This is a genomic window from Vibrio pomeroyi, assembly GCA_041879425.1.
Taxonomy (GTDB): domain Bacteria; phylum Pseudomonadota; class Gammaproteobacteria; order Enterobacterales; family Vibrionaceae; genus Vibrio; species Vibrio pomeroyi_A.
In genome coordinates this window covers 1,952,827-1,972,313 of record CP090855.1, presented here as the reverse complement: position 1 = coordinate 1,972,313, position 19,487 = coordinate 1,952,827, and the positions used below count along the sequence as shown (strand labels likewise).

At 45.1% G+C, this 19,487-nt stretch carries 20 protein-coding genes; 13 read left to right on the top strand and 7 right to left on the bottom strand.

What is annotated here, in order from left to right; genetic code table 11:
* Positions 1-193: 193 nt before the first annotated feature.
* Together L0992_24655 and L0992_24650 are read right to left on the bottom strand one after the other, a co-directional pair.
* Positions 194-1,654, bottom strand: a complete 1,461-nt coding sequence (locus L0992_24655) for an aldehyde dehydrogenase family protein (protein XGB69562.1) — start codon at positions 1,652-1,654, stop codon at positions 194-196.
* Between the two features lie 199 nt (positions 1,655-1,853).
* Positions 1,854-2,252: a RidA family protein gene (locus L0992_24650; GenBank protein XGB69561.1), complete on the bottom strand. Its 399-nt coding sequence runs from the start codon at positions 2,250-2,252 to the stop codon at positions 1,854-1,856.
* Between the two features lie 157 nt (positions 2,253-2,409).
* Between L0992_24650 and L0992_24645 the strand changes: the two genes are divergently transcribed.
* The 10 genes from L0992_24645 to atpC all read left to right on the top strand — a co-directional run bounded on the left by L0992_24645 (position 2,410) and on the right by atpC (position 10,998).
* The gene (locus L0992_24645) at positions 2,410-3,294 is read left to right on the top strand and encodes a LysR family transcriptional regulator (GenBank protein XGB69560.1); all 885 of its coding nucleotides are present in this window, start codon (positions 2,410-2,412) and stop codon (positions 3,292-3,294) included.
* A gap of 806 nt (positions 3,295-4,100) precedes the next feature.
* Positions 4,101-4,502 carry an ATP synthase subunit I gene (locus tag L0992_24640; GenBank protein XGB69559.1) on the top strand — a complete coding sequence of 134 codons (402 nt, stop codon included), beginning with the start codon at positions 4,101-4,103 and terminating at the stop codon, positions 4,500-4,502.
* Position 4,503: 1 nt separating this feature from the next.
* Complete coding sequence (atpB, locus tag L0992_24635) at positions 4,504-5,274, top strand: F0F1 ATP synthase subunit A (GenBank protein ID XGB69558.1); 771 nt, start codon at positions 4,504-4,506, stop codon at positions 5,272-5,274.
* Between the two features lie 46 nt (positions 5,275-5,320).
* Positions 5,321-5,557: a F0F1 ATP synthase subunit C gene (gene atpE, locus L0992_24630; protein XGB69557.1), complete on the top strand. Its 237-nt coding sequence runs from the start codon at positions 5,321-5,323 to the stop codon at positions 5,555-5,557.
* Between the two features lie 55 nt (positions 5,558-5,612).
* On the top strand, positions 5,613-6,083 hold the full coding sequence (locus L0992_24625) for a F0F1 ATP synthase subunit B (protein ID XGB69556.1): 471 nt from the start codon (positions 5,613-5,615) through the stop codon (positions 6,081-6,083).
* Between the two features lie 11 nt (positions 6,084-6,094).
* Positions 6,095-6,643: a F0F1 ATP synthase subunit delta gene (locus L0992_24620; protein ID XGB69555.1), complete on the top strand. Its 549-nt coding sequence runs from the start codon at positions 6,095-6,097 to the stop codon at positions 6,641-6,643.
* Between the two features lie 9 nt (positions 6,644-6,652).
* Positions 6,653-8,194 (top strand): F0F1 ATP synthase subunit alpha, encoded by a 1,542-nt coding sequence (atpA, locus tag L0992_24615; protein XGB69554.1) that lies wholly within the window; start codon positions 6,653-6,655, stop codon positions 8,192-8,194.
* Between the two features lie 47 nt (positions 8,195-8,241).
* Positions 8,242-9,111: a F0F1 ATP synthase subunit gamma gene (atpG, locus tag L0992_24610; GenBank protein XGB69553.1), complete on the top strand. Its 870-nt coding sequence runs from the start codon at positions 8,242-8,244 to the stop codon at positions 9,109-9,111.
* Between the two features lie 43 nt (positions 9,112-9,154).
* Entirely contained in the window at positions 9,155-10,540 is a 1,386-nt protein-coding gene (gene atpD, locus L0992_24605; GenBank protein XGB69552.1) for a F0F1 ATP synthase subunit beta, read from the top strand.
* 14 nt (positions 10,541-10,554) lie between these two features.
* On the top strand, positions 10,555-10,998 hold the full coding sequence (atpC, locus tag L0992_24600) for a F0F1 ATP synthase subunit epsilon (GenBank protein ID XGB69551.1): 444 nt from the start codon (positions 10,555-10,557) through the stop codon (positions 10,996-10,998).
* A gap of 169 nt (positions 10,999-11,167) precedes the next feature.
* Here the strand turns inward: atpC and L0992_24595 are convergent, their stop codons facing one another.
* Positions 11,168-12,130 (bottom strand): nitrilase family protein, encoded by a 963-nt coding sequence (locus L0992_24595; GenBank protein XGB69550.1) that lies wholly within the window; start codon positions 12,128-12,130, stop codon positions 11,168-11,170.
* A gap of 105 nt (positions 12,131-12,235) precedes the next feature.
* Between L0992_24595 and L0992_24590 the strand changes: the two genes are divergently transcribed.
* Complete coding sequence (locus L0992_24590; GenBank protein XGB69549.1) at positions 12,236-13,123, top strand: LysR family transcriptional regulator; 888 nt, start codon at positions 12,236-12,238, stop codon at positions 13,121-13,123.
* 140 nt (positions 13,124-13,263) lie between these two features.
* On the opposite strand, the gene L0992_24585 is transcribed toward L0992_24590, so the two are convergent.
* The 4 genes from L0992_24585 to hisD are packed head-to-tail and all read right to left on the bottom strand — an operon-like array spanning position 13,264 to position 17,027.
* Positions 13,264-13,980 carry an alpha/beta hydrolase gene (locus L0992_24585; protein ID XGB69548.1) on the bottom strand — a complete coding sequence of 239 codons (717 nt, stop codon included), beginning with the start codon at positions 13,978-13,980 and terminating at the stop codon, positions 13,264-13,266.
* On the bottom strand, positions 13,980-14,984 hold the full coding sequence (locus L0992_24580; GenBank protein XGB69547.1) for a cupin domain-containing protein: 1,005 nt from the start codon (positions 14,982-14,984) through the stop codon (positions 13,980-13,982). The genes L0992_24585 and L0992_24580 overlap by 1 nt, the downstream gene beginning before the upstream one ends.
* A 17-nt stretch (positions 14,985-15,001) precedes the next feature.
* Complete coding sequence (locus tag L0992_24575; GenBank protein ID XGB69546.1) at positions 15,002-15,733, bottom strand: SDR family oxidoreductase; 732 nt, start codon at positions 15,731-15,733, stop codon at positions 15,002-15,004.
* Between the two features lies 1 nt (position 15,734).
* On the bottom strand, positions 15,735-17,027 hold the full coding sequence (gene hisD, locus L0992_24570; protein XGB69545.1) for a histidinol dehydrogenase: 1,293 nt from the start codon (positions 17,025-17,027) through the stop codon (positions 15,735-15,737).
* Between the two features lie 341 nt (positions 17,028-17,368).
* On the opposite strand from hisD, the gene L0992_24565 reads away from it, so the two are divergent.
* Together L0992_24565 and L0992_24560 are read left to right on the top strand one after the other, a co-directional pair.
* A complete protein-coding gene (locus L0992_24565; protein XGB69544.1) occupies positions 17,369-18,118 on the top strand; it encodes an aldolase/citrate lyase family protein in 750 nt (249 codons plus the stop codon).
* Positions 18,119-18,270: 152 nt separating this feature from the next.
* Positions 18,271-19,236, top strand: a complete 966-nt coding sequence (locus tag L0992_24560; protein XGB69543.1) for a substrate-binding domain-containing protein — start codon at positions 18,271-18,273, stop codon at positions 19,234-19,236.
* The last annotated feature ends 251 nt before the right edge of the window (positions 19,237-19,487 follow it).

Genomic DNA, 19,487 nt, shown 5'->3' with positions numbered 1-19,487 from the left:
GCTCAGTGTTCTAGCTCGGTTTTGAAAACACGCTCAAATAACATGTTTTCAAAAATGGGTTAAATCACTTATCTAAGTTCGTTTGCTGCTTTGGTTTGAATGTTGGCCTGACTCTGTGAATCAGGCCAATTCGATAGCTGGATAGTTAGGAAGTTAATATCTTCAGCTATCCAATTCTTATTTAGAAAGTGGATTAATAAGGACGCTGGTAAGCCGTCTTAACCACTGTGTAGAACTCTTTCGCGTATTGGCCTTGCTCTCGAGGACCGAAGCTAGACTCTTTACGGCCACCAAACGGTACGTGGTAATCCGTGCCTGCTGTTGGTAGGTTCACCATCACACAACCTGTTTGCGCTTGTTGCTTGAACATCGCGCTAGTACGTAGGCTTTGAGTAATGATGCCGCCCGTTAGACCGAAGCGAGTATCGTTGGTTGTCGCAATCGCTTCTTCTAAGTCAGCAACACGAATCACGCTCGCCATTGGTGCGAACACTTCTTCTTGGTTCACTTCCCAATCGTTCTTAGTGTTCAAGAACAGCGTTGGAGACATGTAGAAACCTTCGTGCTTCATGCTCAAGCGTTCACCACCAAATGCCAGCTCACCGCCGCTTTGACGTGCTTTCTCAACCCAGCCTAGGTTCGCTTCAAGTTGGTTGCCATCGACAACTGGGCCCATGAACACGCCCTCTTCTAATGCGTGACCCACTTTCAGCTCACTCATACGCTTAATCAGTGCTTCAACGTATTGGTCGTGAATGCTATCCATAACCACAAGGCGAGAAGACGCGGTACATTTTTGACCAGCACCCGAGAACGAACCTGCAATCGTTGCATCAACCGCAGTTTGGATATCAGCATCGTCTGCGATAACAAGTGCGTTTTTACTGCCCATTTCCAGTTGGCAACGAACGAAGTTTGGCGCTGTAGCAGCCGCAACCTTACGACCCGTATCAACAGAACCGGTAAAGCTCACACCGTTCACTTCTTTAGAGTTGATCAGAGCATCACCTACCGTTGAACCGCTACCTAGTACAAGGTTAAACGTACCTGCAGGGATACCTTGACGGTGGATGATCTCTGTAAGCGCAACCGCACTTGCTGGTGTTAGGTTTGCTGGTTTCCAAATAACGCTGTTACCGAAAGCCAGTGCTGGGGCAATTTTCCAAGCAGCCGTTGCTGTCGGGAAGTTCCAAGGAGAGATGATGCCGATAACGCCTACCGCTTCACGAGTCACTTCAACTGAAACGCCTGGGCGTACTGAGTCCGCGTTGTCGCCAATCTGACGAAGCACTTCAGCCGCGAAGTATTGGAAGAACTGACCAGCACGGTAAATCTCACCACGGCCTTCAGCAAAAGGCTTACCTTCTTCACGAGAAAGAAGCGTGCCTAGCTCATCACAACGTGCAATCAGCTCGTCACCAATCGCTTGAAGTACCGCTTGCTTACGTTCAATCGGCGTTTTTTCCCACTCTGGTTGAGCGTGCTTTGCCGCTGAAATCGCTTGTTGAACTTGTTCAGCACTTGCTTGTGCAAAGTTACCGATGTTTTCAGAAATATCTGATGGGTTAATGTTCGCAACGGTACTTACACCCGCTTGCCATTCGCCGCCAATGTAAAGTGCGTTTTCTGCTTGAACATTCTGTAATTGAGTCATCATTCTGTCCTTGTAACGGTTAGGTTGCGGTTGAGTCTGGCAACCATCTGGTTGATTAATAAACTGTTAATATTCAGGTAATTAACTGCTAAAATAAGTCGTACATTTTGTATCTAAAGTGAACCCGATCGCTTGTATCAATAAACCGCTTTAATTCAAAAGAGTTTTGAGCCGCAAAGAGCCTTAGTTCACAGTCAAATTATTCAGGTTGAGACGCCGATGCATAAACCACGAACTCGACCAGCATCTCTTCTCTTGCTAACCCTGCAACGACGACCGCTGCACGGTTTGGATAAGGTGCATTGAAATATTCTCCGTATACGCTGTTGACCGTTTTTAGGTATTCACGGTCTGTCACGTAAATCAGAACTTGCAACACTGAATCCATCGATTCGCCTGCACACTCCAATGTATGAACAAGGTTGTTAAAAGTCTGACGCGTTTGCGCTTCGATACCGCCTTCTACGACTGCGCCTGTTTCATCAATTGGAATCTGCGCGGTGTATAGAGTGCCGTTATTTACGATTGCCCACTCTAGCGGTGCTTTTGAAGCAAAAAGAGCGGTTTTTACTGGGTGTTTTTTAGTTTGTGCGTTCACGATTCCATCCAACTTTGTAACAACTATGTTTCAAGATGGTTAAATACTGCACCTTGACGGCTGATAAATCTAACGGTAAATTTTGTGCATTTGATAAATAAAATCTATCACCTTTCAAAAAGTAAGGTATAGCAAGGGCTAGAGAAGGATCAGTGCCATGAGTATTAAGCTACAACAGTTAAAACATTTTGTTTTAGTGGTCGAAGAAGGCGGATTTCGAGCAGCATCTCATCGAGCAAATCGCTCGCAAGCGGCACTTTCCACATCGATAAAAGAGCTAGAAAAAATACTCGGCCAGCCACTGTTTGAAACAGGCAACAAATCAACGCTCACACCTTTCGGAGAAATATGCCTTCCAAAAATCATTCAGTTCCTTAATGTTTACAAAGCGTTAGATAATGACCTACGTGCAGCCGCGGCAGGACAACAAGGAAGAGTTCGAATCGCGAGCGTGCCATCGGTCGCAGCAAAATTAATCCCTAGCGTTTTAGGGGCTTTTTGTGAACAGTACCCAAATGTAGAAGTCAGCTTGATTGATGATAATGCGGCTGGTGTAGAGGCAAGATTACTCTCTGGAGAAGTGGATGTAGCCCTCGGAAACAGCTCCCATTTAGAAGAAGAGAGCATCGATTTCACGCCATTACTGTCCGATCCTATTGGTGTGGTCTGCCTCAGAGACAACCCTATCGCCTCTCAGTTAGAGGGAATCGAATGGCAAACTTTGTTAAAACAACCCTTCATTCGCAACGGGACGTGCACCCTACTTGACCCAACACCTGCGCGAATGCTCAGCGAACAAGCGCTCTATTCCGTGGAGAACATCACTTCGCTGTTTTCGGTATTAGAACTTGGGATAGGCGTCACCACGCTGCCAAAGCTGGCCTTCCCTACCAATGAGACTCGCTTAGTGTGGATTCCGTTGATTGACCCGCCGCTACAGCGTCAGATCGGTATTTTTAGATTGTCTGATCGTACGATTTCGCCACAAGCTCAAGCCTTCCACGACTTGTGTATTCAATATCTGAGCTATGAAGAAGAGTAATAGAGTGTGTTCTCTCTCTTATAAAACCGTTGATAGAGTCGCCAACAGAACCGTTAACAGAAGAGCACATCAAGAAATTCCACCTCTAACCCCAATAATTTGACCTTATATTCAGAGCTTTTTGCCCTAACCTTCAGATTTTTCCAAGCCCTTCAGCTCTTTACATCCATGTTTAGGGCTGAGTTACTCCCATAATATTCATCTTAAGCGCCGATTTATTCGTTCCGGAATGCCAGAAAGGCGTCAAAAATCACATCGTGACAAACTATTTTTAAAAATAATCACTTTAAGATAGAGAACGCCGTATAGATAAATCACTCAACAAACGAGTGCCTTTATCACTGGCTAAAAGTGCCTTTCTCTCCTTGTCGGATAGCGTTAAATAGTTAACTTAGAAATGAAGCTAAGTGTTTGAATAGTCTTAATTGATAAGATCATAACTTGCCAAATTAACGCCTTTAATTTTGATAAAAAGCATCTCTTTTTACTGAAAATAAAGCATCTAAAATTTTCATGAATAAAGTTATTGAATTATTACTTTCATAAATGAAAAACACATCTTTCAAAAATGGAATTATTGATGTCGATATTTGTCGTTTTGATCACATAATTTTAGGCGTAATTTATATTTTGTCGAAACGATAACGAATTAGTTTATGTCCGTTTCATTTCGTCAGGGAGATATAAAACCAGCAAGGGTTTTTCTTAAAAGCAAATCAAGTGTTATTAACAAGTGAAATGTAGTAACAAGTTAAATTTAAACTGTGTTTTATATTAACTTACACTGTTTAACATAAGGTTTTATTATGAGGCTTAATGGGATAAGTAGCGACATCCTTGTTGCCGCTAAAAGAGTTGTTCTCTGCCAAATAGTATTAGCCATCGGTGTAGTTTTATATGAAGTGTTTTTTGGTAATAAAGTAGATATGGAATCTTCAGCTTTGGGCATCGGAATTGCGATGTTACCTCCGCTGTTTGGATTTATATATGCAAGCCTAAAGGTACGTAAGAATCCTAATTATAGTTTACGTGACTTAATGCAAATGAGTCGTGTCGTGAAAATAACTTATACGTTCTTAATGTTTATATTGGCATTCCAGTTTTTCAAATTGGATAACCCAGTAATATTATACGCGTACATTTTTACAATGATTGGGTACTTCTTAACACCATTTATTACTGCCTCTAATAGATCGGAGTACGCGTAGTATGGATCAAGTAACTACCGCTCACGAATACATAGAGCATCACTTAACCTTCTTAACTACTGGTGATGGTTTCTGGGCGTTCAACATTGACTCAATGTTGGTATCTTGGATTACAGGTTTACTGTTCATTGGGGCGTTTCGATATGTCGTGACCAAAGGCACTAGCGGTGTTCCAGGTCGTTTTCAATGTTTTATCGAACTCATCTTTGATTTTGTTAACAACCTAGTCAAAGAGATTTTTCAAGCGGAAGATAAATTAATAGGGCCACTGGCATTAACCACTTTTGTTTGGGTGTTGTTAATGAACGCAGTTGATTTATTACCTATTGATTTAATACCAGGGTTAACTCGAGTAATCGGCCTTGAACACTTTAGAGATCTACCGACGGCGGACGTAAATATCCCAATGTCGATGGCACTCGGTGTGTTTATTTTACTGTTAACCTATACGTTAAAAAATAAAGGTTTGAAAGGCTTTATCAAAGAGCTTACTACTCAGCCATTTGATAACCCTCTTTTATATCCTGTTAACTTTGTTCTTGAATTAATTACATTAATTTCAAAACCAATATCACTAGGCTTACGATTATTCGGAAACATGTATGCAGGCGAGATGATATTCATCCTTATTGCATTAATGCCATGGTGGATGCAATGGGCACTGAGTGTTCCATGGGCTTTATTCCACATATTAATCGTATTCTTACAAGCATTTATATTTATGGTGCTGACCGTTGTTTATTTAGCAATGGCAACAGAAGAACACCATTAATTAATAACTAAAAAATTAACTAACAAATTATTTATCGGAGATACAAATGGATATCGTAAGCGCAGTTTTATATGTAGCAGGTGCATTACTGATCGGTTTAGGTGCAGCGGGTGCGGCATCTGGTATTGGTAACTTAGCAGGTAAGTACCTTGAAGGTGTTGCTCGTCAACCGGATCTTACTCCAATGCTTCGTACTCAATTCTTCATCATGATGGGCCTTGTGGATGCAGTACCGATGATCGGTGTTGGTATCGGTCTATACATCATCTTTGCCGTGGCTTAATTAAATAGCTTTGAAAAGATCGATTTGTAAATAATCAAGATTTAGCGAGGAAGGTATGAACTTAAATGCAAGCATGTTTGGACAAGCAATATCCTTCGTGATTTTTGTTTGGCTGTGCATGAAATATGTATGGCCCCCTCTCACCGCAATGTTAGACGAGCGCCAAAAAGAAATCGCTGATGGTTTACGCCACTCAGAGAATGCTGCGAAAGAGCTAGAACTAGCGAAATCAAATGGCGCACAACTCGTCGAAGATGCAAAAAGAAACGTGACTGAACTGATTGAACAAGGCAAAAAACGCCGCAACGAAATCATCAGCTTAGCTCACGAAGAAGCCGAGCAAGAAAAGGCACGCATCTTAGAACAAGGTAGAGCTGAACTCGAAGGCGAACGTCAAAAGTTACGCCGTGAGCTTCAGGCGGACATGGCAGACGCTGTTATTCAAAGTGCACAAAAACTGATTAGCAAAAACCTAGATTCTGAAACGAACCGAGCGTTAGTTGATCAATTGATTAGCGAACTCTAAACGGAGGCAATATGTCAGATTACACCAATATTGCTCATCCCTACGCTAAGGCATCGTTCGACTTTGCTTTAGGTGAAAACAAGTTGCAAGAGTGGCACTCAATGCTGTCGATTCTTGTGACGGTAGCGGAAGAAGAAACAATCGCTAAGCAGATCTCTTCAGCAGAAGGTTCTCGCACTGACTCTGAAGAACTGGCCAATCTCTTCATTCATATTTGCCAAGGGCTCGTTGATGACCACGTCATTAATCTCGTTCGAGTCTTGGCTGAGAATGGCCGTCTTGCAGTGATAAGAGACCTGTTTAACTTGTTCAGCGATCTAAAGGACGAACATGAACGTGTAATTCCTGTCACTGTCACCAGTTCAGAATTGCTTACACAAGATCAGGTTATCTCCCTAACGGCTGCACTTGAGAAGAAATTAGAGCGTCAAGTTGAAATGGAACAGGTTATTGATGACACGCTGGTTGGCGGGATTGTTATCAAAGCGGGTGAAACCGTTATCGATGGTTCTTTAAATACATCAATTAACCGATTAGCTAATCAGCTTCACGCGAGATAGGTAACAATTATGCAATTAAATTCTAATGAAATCAGCGATCTAATCAAAAATCGCATCGCGAAGTTTAATGTGAGCACCGAAGCTCGCAATGAAGGCACTATCGTATCGGTTCGTGACGGTATCATCACCATTAATGGCCTAGCGGATGTGATGCAAGGTGAGATGATTGAGCTACCGGGCGCCAAGTACGCACTCGCACTTAACCTAGATACCCACTCAGTCGGCGCCGTTGTTATGGGCCCATACACTGACCTATCTGAAGGTATGAAAGTAAAAGGTACGGGTCGTATCTTGGAAGTACCAGTAGGTAACGGCCTACTTGGCCGTGTTGTTAACACACTAGGCGAACCTATCGATGGTAAAGGCCCAGTAAGCTGTGACCGACTTGACCCAGTAGAAGTGATTGCACCGGGTGTAATCGAGCGTAAGTCAGTCGATCAACCAATTCAAACGGGCTACAAAGCAGTAGACACCATGGTGCCTATCGGTCGTGGTCAACGTGAACTTATCATCGGTGACCGTCAGACAGGTAAAACAGCGCTCGCTATCGATGCCATCATCAACCAAAAAGACTCTGGCATTAAATGTGTTTATGTTGCGATTGGCCAAAAAGCGTCAACCATCGCTAACGTGGTTCGTAAACTTGAAGACCACGATGCACTTAAAAACACCATTGTTGTTGTGGCATCCGCATCAGAATCAGCAGCGCTTCAATACCTAGCACCTTATGCGGGTTGCACCATGGGTGAATACTTCCGTGACCGCGGTGAAGACGCACTGATCATCTACGATGACCTATCAAAACAAGCCGTTGCTTACCGTCAAATTTCATTACTATTGAAACGCCCACCGGGCCGTGAAGCCTTCCCTGGCGACGTATTTTACCTTCACTCACGCCTTCTAGAACGTGCCGCACGAGTGAATGCAGAGTATGTAGAGAAGTTCACTAATGGTGAAGTGAAAGGCCAAACAGGCTCATTAACCGCGCTGCCTATCATTGAAACTCAAGCGGGTGACGTGTCTGCGTTTGTACCAACCAACGTAATCTCAATCACCGATGGTCAGGTTTTCCTTCAAACCCAACTATTCAACTCAGGCTTACGTCCTGCTGTCGATCCAGGTATATCGGTATCTCGTGTGGGTGGTGCAGCACAGTGCAAGATCATCAAAAAATTGTCGGGCGGTATCCGTACTTCATTGGCTCAATACCGTGAGCTAGCTGCATTTGCTCAGTTCTCTTCTGATCTAGATGAGATGACACGTAAACAGCTCGACCATGGTGAGCGTGTGACTGAGTTGATGAAGCAAAAACAATACTCTCCGATGTCTGTCGCTGAGCAAGCAACAGTTATCTACGCAGCAGAAAAAGGCTATTTGGCTGACGTTGAGTTGCACAAAGTGGCGCGTTTCGAAGAAGAGTTAATTGCTTATGCACAAGCTCAGAACCCAGAGTTGTTCGACACCATCAATGCCAACGGTGACTACAACGATGAGATCGACAGCGCACTTGCAAAACTGCTTGGTGACTTTGTAGCGTTGAAAGCTTGGTAAACGCTCCGGTTTGTTGGCTGGAAATCAAAACAAATTAGGAGCAGATAATGGCAAATACTAAAGAAATTCGCACCAAGATAGGCAGTGTTAGTAACACTCAGAAAATCACCAGTGCAATGGAGATGGTTGCGGCAAGTAAGATGCGTAAAGTTCAGGACAACATGACGTTAACGCGTCCCTATGCCGAGAACATGCGCAAAGTTATCTCTCACGTCGCATCGGGGTCACTGGAATACCAGCACCCCTATCTTCAACAGCGTGAACCAAAACGCGTTGCTTACATCATTATTTCGTCTGACAGAGGCTTATGTGGTGGCTTGAACTCAAACCTGTTCAAGAAAGTGTTGGAAGAGATGGAACAATGGCAGGCCAAGGGTGTTGAGGTAGAAACCACTCTAATCGGTTCGAAAGCTATCTCATTTTTCCAACGCAGCGGCAATGTTATCGCGCAAACGTCAGGCCTTGGTGACGCGCCTAAATTGGAAGACATCTTAGGCACAGTGAATGCGATGCTGGAGCATTACGACGAAGAAAAGATCGACAGTTTATTTCTCGTTTACAACCAGTTCGTGAACACCATGGTTCAAGCACCAACGGCTTTGCAGTTGCTACCCCACCCTTCTGACACAGAGGCTGATGGTGAAGCAAGAAAAGCGCGTCGTTGGGATTACATCTATGAACAAGCGCCAAGAGACATCCTCTCTGAGCTGTTACATCGATACATTGAATCGCAAGTGTACCAAGGCATCGTAGAGAGCATTGCCTGTGAGCAAGCAGCCCGAATGGTAGCCATGAAAGCGGCGACCGATAACGCAGGCCAACTCATTGATGATTTGCAATTGGTGTACAACAAAGCGAGACAGGCTGCCATTACCCAAGAACTGAGTGAAATAGTCTCAGGCGCTCAAGCTGTCTAGGTACAGCAAAGAGTGGGTCAGAACAGAATTTGAGGATTTAGAGATGAGTGTTGGAAAAATAGTAAAAGTAATCGGCGCGGTAGTTGACGTCGAATTCAGCGGCGGCAACAGCCCTCGCGTTTATGATGCATTGAGAGTAACCAGCGACGAAGCAAGCTCGCTAGTATTGGAAGTTCAGCAACAACTTGGCGGCAACATCGTTCGCTGTATTGCAATGGGTACATCTGATGGCTTGCGCCGCGGTCTAACCGTTGAAAATACAGGTTCTCCGATCACCGTCCCTGTGGGTGAAGAGACTCTAGGCCGTATCATGAACGTGCTTGGTCAACCTATCGATGAGTGTGGTGAAATCGGCCAGAAAGAGAGCTACGAAATTCACCGTGAAGCGCCCTCTTATGAAGAACAAGCTAACAGCACTGAGCTCCTAGAGACAGGTGTTAAGGTTATCGACCTTATTTGTCCGTTCGCTAAGGGTGGTAAAATCGGTCTGTTCGGTGGCGCGGGTGTAGGTAAAACCGTCAACATGATGGAGCTTATCAACAACATCGCTAAAGCTCACTCAGGTCTTTCTGTATTTACCGGTGTTGGTGAACGTACTCGTGAAGGTAACGATTTCTACTACGAGATGAAAGAAGCTGGCGTACTAGACAAAGTTGCCATGGTTTACGGCCAAATGAATGAGCCACCAGGAAACCGTCTTCGTGTTGCGCTGACTGGCCTTACTATGGCTGAACGCTTCCGTGATGAAGGCCGTGACGTACTGTTGTTCATTGATAACATCTACCGTTACACACTCGCGGGAACAGAAGTATCAGCACTGTTAGGTCGTATGCCTTCAGCTGTAGGTTACCAACCAACACTTGCCGAAGAGATGGGTGTTCTACAAGAACGTATTACATCAACCAGACAAGGTTCTATCACGTCTATCCAAGCGGTATACGTACCTGCAGATGACTTGACAGATCCATCGCCAGCAACAACCTTTGCTCACTTAGATGCGACTGTTGTATTGTCTCGTAACATCGCTGCATTGGGTCTATACCCTGCGATTGACCCGTTAGATTCGACCTCTCGTCAACTGGATCCTCTCGTGGTTGGTCAAGAGCACTACGACATTGCACAAACGGTTCAAACCACGCTGCAACGTTATAAAGAGCTTAAAGACATCATCGCGATTCTTGGTATGGATGAGCTTTCAACGGAAGATAAACAGATCGTATCTCGTGCTCGTAAGATTGAACGTTTCTTAACTCAGCCTTACCACGTAGCAGAAGTGTTTACCGGTCAGAAAGGTGTATTCGTACCGCTAAGCGAAACGCTAAGAGGCTTCAAAGGTCTGTTAAGTGGCGAGTATGACGACATCCCAGAGCAAGCGTTCTTGTACTGTGGCTCTATCGACGAAGTGCTTAAAAAAGCAAAATCACTCTAAGAGGTAGGTGCACCATGGCTATCGGAATTACAGATAATACATTTCAACTTAATATTGTAAGTGCGGAAGGTACGCTGTTTTCAGGTCCAGCGTATGCCCTAGCCGTTTCTGGCGCGGATGGTGAGCTGGGTATCCGCCCCGGTCACTCCCCGCTGCTCAGCAAAATAAAACCGGGCGTGACGGTATTTGTCACAGACCCTAAATCAGAGGGGCAAGTGCTTTATGTCTCTGGCGGGATGCTGGAAGTTCAACCCGATGTGGTCACTGTTTTGGCCGATACTGCCTTGCATGGTAAAGACATTGACCGCGCTCGTGCAGAAGAAGCGAAATACGCTGCCCTAGAGAACATCAACAAAGGCAATGTCGACATCAACTTTGCACAAGCTCAACTGGAACTAGCAAAAGCCGTCGCTCAGCTTCGTGCATCAGAACTGACGTCTTCTCGCACTCGTCACTGAGAATAGAGCTTAGATGCTGGTGCTTAGTGCTTAGTGCTTAGTGTGTAAATAGTCTACCCACTTAAAAACAGTTTAAGTGGGTAGACTAAATCAGGAACCCTCACTTCTCTTTCAACGTCCCCACCCTTTTACCCCCCTAATACATCCTTTTTCAGCAACACTTACAACATTACTTCTCTGCAAAACGGGCTTGGTGTGGGTCTAGTTCATGACCTAGCGGTTGTGTCAGTGAATGATATAGCTCCGGCTTACGCCCACGAATCCAACGCCTTCCGGTACACATCTCCAACTCTTCGGCTTTTAGCTCTGCAATTACCATGTCGTTATCAACGCTGTCCGTCTCTGTGATGATTTCACCATAAGGGCTTAAGATCATCGCATTGCCAGTTCTAACTTCATCCATATCCACACCAACGCCATTGCTAAACACCACAAACATACCGTTATCGTGTGCTCTTGCAGGCAACCAACGCATTAGCCATTCACGGCCGTTCTTACCCTGCATTTCCGCGCGAATCGCTTCCGGATTTTTATCTCGATTAAACCATAACTCTGGGTCGATTCGCTTCATCGCGTTAGGGCTGCGAGAATCACAACCACCCGTCTGATGCGGTGCAATCAATATATCGGCACCTTTCAAAGCGGTAATTCGAACGTTCTCGACCAAGTTGTTATCCCAGCAAATCAAGATACCGACTTTGCATCCATGAGGTGTATCGAATACCGTGAATTGGTCGCCACTGCTCATGTATGGGTTAACGAAAGTGTGCAGTTTTCGATGTTTCTGTACTTCGCCATTGGGCATAGCGAAGACATAGGTGTTGTATAGCTCGCCATCGCAACCCTGCTCTATCAAACCGGCACCAACGCTCATGCCAAATTGTGTTGCTAGCGAAACGAGCTTTTGAGTCGACTCGCCATTCGGGACTGGTTCCGCTAACGCTTCAATCTCGCCTCGTGATAATTCAGAGACATGCCAATACCCTGTGATGCACATCTCTGGGAAGCTAATGATCTCCACACCGCTCTCCGCAGCTTGTTGAACATATTGTTCTATCACCGACAAGTTATACACCTTATCGCCTGCACGGTGGTTAAACTGAACCGACGCTACTTTGATGTCTCTTTTCATGATTCGTCCTCAAATTCCGCTTTACTGATTTGGTATGAACTCAGTATAAAAAATCGAATCAATTCCATATAATGAAAGATACTCACAGTTCAATGAGCATTTGGAATGGAATTTGATTTACTGAAGGCATTTTGTCAGTTGGCTAAATCGGGCAACTACCGTTTGGCGTCCGAGCAGCTCTACATCACTCAATCGGCACTCACTAAAAAGATTCAACGACTTGAATCCAACATAGGGGCATCTCTGTTTTCTCGTGGCAGAAATGGCGCAGAACTAACGCACGCAGGCAAGACGTTACTGGCAGAAGCCCAACGCTTGGTTTATTCAATGCAAGCCTTTGAGCAGCTTTCAGGCTCAGTAGTAAATGGAACAGAGGGACATTTGAACATTGGCTTTGGTGTTTCCACTTATCATGAAGCACCCAAGCTTATTGCGGTTTATAAACAGCAATATCCAGACGTTCATGTCACCTTAAATGACACACCTTCTAAGCAGCAGACGGATGAGTTATTGAGCCATGATCTCGATATCAGCTTCAATCGGATACCCGACTCTTCCGATTTAGAAAGTCTAACCCTATTCAATGATTCCCTTGTGATTGCTGTACATAAAGATCTTCTCAAGCAAGCACCAAACAAAAGTCAGGTTCTCTCTGAGTTAGCTAAATGGCCTTACCTAAAGCTCGCCCAACATCGTGGACCCGGACTAGACAAACAGATTCAGCAATATTGCATCGCCAATAATATCGACCTATCCAAGACACAAGAAGCCGATGATATTCTTACCCTGCTGGCGTTAGTGTCAGCCAATATCGGCTTCACCATAGTACCTAGCAGCGCGCAATACATTAGCAACACCAAGGTTGAGTTCATTGCGTTAGAAGGCAAGCACGCCACTTGGCCTGTCGGATTGATATGGAATGGAGAAAGTGAAAACCCACTCAGGGATAGATTCGTAGATTTTGTGGCGAAGCAGGTAGGAAACAGCTTATAAGTCAGCGATGGCTATTAGTGCTTAGGTAAGTGCAGTGCCAGTGTAGTGGTAAACATGGTGACAAGTGCAATATAAAGCGCACTGCACTTTATATTGCATGCTCGACATGAAGAGTGGCTTCTTCAGCTCACAATAACGAATCAAAGCTGACTTGCTTCAAACCAATTACGAATATGCTGCGCAACGATCTTAGGCTGTTCCATTGTCGATAAGTGTCCACAATCAGGAATGACATGAAGTGATACCTGCTTAATGTGTTTTGCCATTAACAGGTGATTATCGATTGGACATAGCAGGTCGTCTTTCCCAGTAATAATTAACGTAGGCACCTGAATGTCGGCCAGTAGTGGTCTTGCATCAGGACGAGTCGCCAATGCCTGAGCGTGAGCCTCAAACCTTTCAACACCAATATTGTTCGCCATTAGCGTGATTCTTTGAGTCAGCTCTTGATTCGCTAGCTGCTTCGGATGAATAAGCACTGGCATTAAGATATCAGGCGTTATTGACTCAAACTCCCCTGCTTTTGCTTTATCAACCAAGGCGTTTCTTTTCTCCGAGACTTCTGTCTTTTCGTCTGCAGAATTGGTGTCCATTAAGATCAAGCCTTTCACGCGTTGTGGCGCTTGTCGAAAGACTTCAAACGCAAGAATGCCGCCCATAGACAAACCGCCAAGCACGAAACTTTCCGGGGCGTTCTCAAGCACTTTACTCGCTAAGGCTTGCATGGATGTGTCGGCTCCCAAGTCACAAGTAAAAGGAGCCACCCAATCGGGCAGCTCTTTATTGACGTCTTGAAACAACGCTTCATCACATAACAAACCAGGTAACCATAGCAGTGGTACTTCTGGTTTCATCATTAATTGTCCTGCAGTGTTTGTGGTTGGTCAGAACCCAGCACCACGTAGGTGAAGCTGGTGCCTCTTAGGTTCTCAAGGCTGTACGATGCGCCTGCGGGTACACTGAATACGTCGCCAGTGGTCAACACCAGTTGAGCTTGTTCGCCATTTTTCACCAAGTTAAGCAAAGTATCGCCTTCAAAGTTAATCAACACCTGCTTTTCGTCACGTTGGTGAACAGGAATACTCGCCCCTTCCGTTAACTCGTAAGCAATAATGCTCACATCATCAACACTCTTAACTTGGAAGTCATAGCTCGCAGATGGGTGACCCGTTAATGCAAACTGCTTAACGCCCGGCTTGTCAAAATCACCTGAGATTTCTCGGTAATCCTTTTTCAACGCAACGAAAGGCATCATCTGCTCAGCCGTGTACGTATCGAACTTGCTCAGCTCTTCTTCCGATAACAGTGGCATCAGATCCGATTGATTTGGCACAGCATCACCGTCAATCGTATCAACTAGCGTGCCGTCAGCTTTTAGATACAAGCCGTAGCCCTGACTATCGGTAATCACGCTTGGGTGCCAAACTACGCCACCGCCAGAGTTATCACCACCTAGCACAGAGTACATAAAGCCGTAGTCACGCCCTACAACCTCAAAACCTCGGAACAGGTTAGTAGGAATCGAGATAACATCGCCGTGCGACAATACCGCTTCGTGTTCACCTTCATTACCCCAGTAGAATCTAAACTGGCCTTTGAAGACCACGAATAGCTCAGCAGTGTGATGAGAGTGCAGAGAGTTCTTAATGCCTGGAGGCTGACCCGCTGCACCAATGTTAAAGCCTGCTGTTTCACGAATATGGACATGCTGACGGCTGCTTTCAGCCACACCAGCACCAATGATACAGAAGTTGTCTTTTAGGTCGCTTCCCGGTGTACGTGCATCAATGAAAGCACTCGTGCCTGGGATAAGCTCCATGTAACGAACGAGATTGTTATTTATTGTAGTTTGTAGAGTCATTCTAAATTCCTTCTTACCTAACCTAGCGGTCTTCCACCATCGACTGCGATAGTGTTACCGGTTGAAAATGTCAGTAGCTCTGCGGCTGCATAAACGGCATTAGCAACCTCTTCATCACTCGCTAATCGTTTAAGCGGTGTCGACTGCTCTTGTGCATTGCGCCATTCATCGTCTAACCCTTTAACAAATTCGGTATCCACTAAGCCAGGAGCGACAGCAATCACTCGGATATCTGGAGATAAAGCGCGGCCTAATGAGCGCGTCATGTTTTCAACCGCCGACTTACTCGCACAGTACGCCACGTTGCTACCCATTGCGGTTTGCGCTGCAATCGAGGTAATGTTTACTACGCAACCCTTAGCGCTGCGAAGTAACGGTTCAAACGCGCGAACCATCGCAAATGGAGCGCGAACATTGACGCGGAAGATCTTGTCTATCAGATCGTCGCTTAAGGACTCTAAATCACTGTGCGCGACAAACTTCGTCATACCAGCGCAGTTCACTAGCAAGTCTAATGAATCCGACGACTCTTTAACTTGTTCGGCCAAAGCGCCAATCGCTGAGCTGTCTTCAACATTCAGTTGATACATCGCATGACCTGAACCTTGCAAGCTGTCCAAGATCTGTTGAGCTGCAACCTCATTACTGTTGTAGGTAAATACAATGCGATAGCCCGATTGCGCTAATTTGTGACATATGGCGGCACCGATGCCGCCACTGCCGCCTGTAACTAAGGCGAGTTTGGTCATGTTATGCCTCTACCGATTTTTCTTTGTAGCGACGAACGCGGATGTCTGCTTGCTCTTTGTGGCCAGCGAAACCTTCTAGTGCACATAGACGTGAACAGTACTCACCGACTTTTAGCGAAGCCGCTTCAGTTACACGCTGGTAAGTACATGTTTTAATGAATTTACCAACCCACAGACCACCGGTGTAGCGTGCTGCTTTGTTTGTTGGCAGTGTATGGTTAGTACCGATACATTTGTCGCCGTAAGAAACGTTTGTCTCACGACCTAAGAACAACGCGCCGTAGTTAGTCATGTTGTCTAAGAAGTACTTAGGATCTTTTGTCATTACTTGGACGTGTTCAGAAGCAATATCATCAGCTACTTCAACCATCTCCTCGTAGCTATCACATACAATAACCTGACCGTAGTTTTCCCAAGCTTTGCCAGCTACTTCAGCAGTAGGAAGAATCGTTAGCTGACGTTCAATTTCTTTTACTGTCTCTTTAGCAAAAGTTTCGCTATTCGTTAGCAGTACCGCAGGAGAGTTGTAACCGTGCTCAGCTTGACCAAGTAAGTCCGCTGCTGCCAATTCAGGATCACATCCCTCTTCATCAGCAATCACTAGCGTTTCTGTTGGGCCAGCAAACAAATCGATACCAACACGACCAAACAGCTGACGTTTTGCCTCTGCAACAAATGCGTTACCCGGACCAACGATCATATCAACTGGAGCAATCGTTTCTGTACCAAGCGCCATCGCACCTACCGCTTGTACGCCACCAAAACAGTAAATCTCATCTGCACCCGCCATCGCCATTGCCGCAACAATCGCCACATTTGGTTGACCGTTAAAAGGAGGAGCACAAGCAATCACACGCTTCACGCCAGCCACTTTTGCAGTAAGAACACTCATGTGCGCTGATGCAACCAATGGGTACTTACCACCTGGGATGTAACAACCAACACTGTTTACTGGCACGTTTTTGTGGCCCAGTACAACACCCGGCATGGTCTCTACTTCAACATCATGCATTGAGTCACGCTGGATCTGAGCGAAGTTGCGAACCTGTGTTTGTGCAAATTCAATGTCGTGCTTAGTCGATTCGTCCAATGCGTCCACACATGCCTGAATTTGGTCATCTGTTAAGCGAAACTGCTCCGGAGACCAGTTATCAAATTTTTCTGAAAGCTCACGAACTGCACTGTCACCTTTCTTTTCGATGTCAGAAAGAATGTTCTCAACCGTTTGACGTACTTGCGCGTTGTTTGATGCTGATGCTTCTTCAGTGATGCCGTGTTTTAGAATGCGAGCCATGCTTAGTTCTCCTTGTGGCGTATGCCTAGTGTTTGCTTATGTGTAGTTTTAACAGAGTTTACTTTTTGTTTTGTATGCTTTTGGATACGAATGCAAAATAAACATAAACATTTTTTTAACACTTGGCAAATTCATTTCTCGACTTAAAAAATCAAATGCAACTTATTGTTTTAAAGATAAAAATCATTTTAAAACGGCCAAATACGATAACTAATGGATTAAAACACAATCAATTTATGTTGCATTGATCACATTGTTTTTACTCTTTTTTTACAACAACACATGTTAAGTTTTGCATACCTTTGCAAAAAAGAACGAAAAGTAATGGAGAATAAAAAGTAATGGATAACTTTAAGAACACACTGGACAACACCGAGCTACTTGGGACTTTTGTTAAAACCCCTCACCCACACATCATTGAAGTGCTTGCGTTGGCGGAACTCCCTTTCATTGTGCTAGACGCGGAACACGCCCCTTTTGATCGTTCAACGCTGGATAGCTGTATTCTTGCTGCGCGCGCTAATCAACTCCCTTGCGTGGTTCGAGTTCAAGATAGCCAGCCGTCGACTATTTTGAATGCGTTAGATTGCGGTGCGACAGGAATCCAGATCCCTCACGTATGCAGCGCCGAGCAAGCAGAAAAGTTAGTGAAGATGTCCCATTACGGTGAAGGTGGCCGAGGCTATGCAGGCTCAAGCCGCGCAGCAAAATACGCAACCAAACCGATGGCCAACCACCTGAAAGACAGCCAGAACAACACGGTAGTGATTGCGCAAATTGAAGACCCAGAAGGTGTGGTAAATGCTGAATCAATCGCAAAAGTGGAAGGCATTGATGCCCTGTTCATTGGCCAAGTAGACTTAGCCGTGTCTTACGGTGCTGAAAGTGTGAATGACGAATGCGTGAGAGAAGCGAGCATTAAAATAATCAAAGCAGCTCAACAGGTTAACAAGCCCGTTGGTATGTTTGTCGCGAATGCTCAAGCGGCTCGTCACTGGAAAGAGCTCGGCGTTAACTTCTTTTGCGTCGGTTCTGAACACAAAATGATCATTGATGGCTTTCGAAATGAGCAAGCCGTCATGAAATCATAATTTTTCTTTGTGATTTCAAATGTTACACGTATTGTAATTATCAAACCTTGCTCATTAGGGACTGTTAACCTAATCAAGGTGGCGCTTGGATTTATCGCGATATAAGGAGATTCACCATAAAAGCGAAAGTTACCTCTATTGATGTTGCCAAAATGCTTGGCGTTTCTCAGTCTACCGTTTCTCGGGCATTCAGTCCGACAGCGAGCATTAGTGAGAAGAAACGTAAAATGGTTATGGATGCCGCGACCAAGCTTGGCTACACGCCAAATGCGATCGCTCGTAGCCTTATTTCCAATCGTTCAGGGCTAGTGGCTATCGCACTTGATAGCGAATCAAACCCAATGTACGACTTGCAATCTCGTGCACTCGCGATGGAAATTCAAAAGCGCGGCGGTCAAGTTGTCCTTTGCCCTATCGACAAAGACGACTTGGATCTCGCCATTTCACGAGCAATTGAATATCAGGTTGATGGCTTGATCATCGCCACAAGCCGCCTGACCTCTCGTGCGTTTGCACAATGTGAAAAGTTTGGCGTTCACTTAAGCCTCATCAACCGTTATACCGAAGGTATCAATGCGAACAGCGCTGGCCTAGACAACCAGCAAGCTGGCACGCAAGCAGCAGATTATTTACTTGATAAAGGCTACAAACAGCTGGCTTATGTCAGTGGTGACGCGGGCTCCATGACCAGTGACAAGCGTTGGTTAGGCTTCTCTGAAACCGTAAAAACACGTGAAGCAGCTTCCCCTATCTTCATCAATGCAAAATACAGTTTTGAAGCCGGATTAGAGGCAGCAAAAGAGCTGATGGAACACACATCAAAACCTGACGCCGTGTTCTGTGCCAATGATATCCTAGCCATGGGTGTCATGGACGGCCTGCGAAAGCTTGGTTGCCATATCCCGAAAGACTTTGCCGTCATGGGCGTGGATGATATCCCAATGGCCGCATGGCCGAGTTATGATCTTACGACTATTGCGCAACCAGTAGATAAGATAGTACAGAGTGCCGTGGGAGACTTGATGCAACGTATCAACGATAACGTTGACGCTAAAGGCGAATACCTGCTTGAATCTGGCACCATTATCGAGCGAGGAAGTACAGCCAAAGGCTCTTAGGCAGCTTTCTCCCCTTTAACAAGCTCGCTGCAAACCAACCTATTCAACGCCGATAAATTTAGACTAAAAGCCCTAATCTCAAGTTAGGGCTTTTTTCTGTGATCTCGTCTAAAAATTCGCCTATTCATATTAACTGCACTATCAAATCGCCCCATTTGTTATTGACTTGTTAGCTCTGTGTTTATATTTTGGATTCGTATGCAAAAATTAGGATATGAAGTGCGGATAAATAACCCACTGAACAACATGGC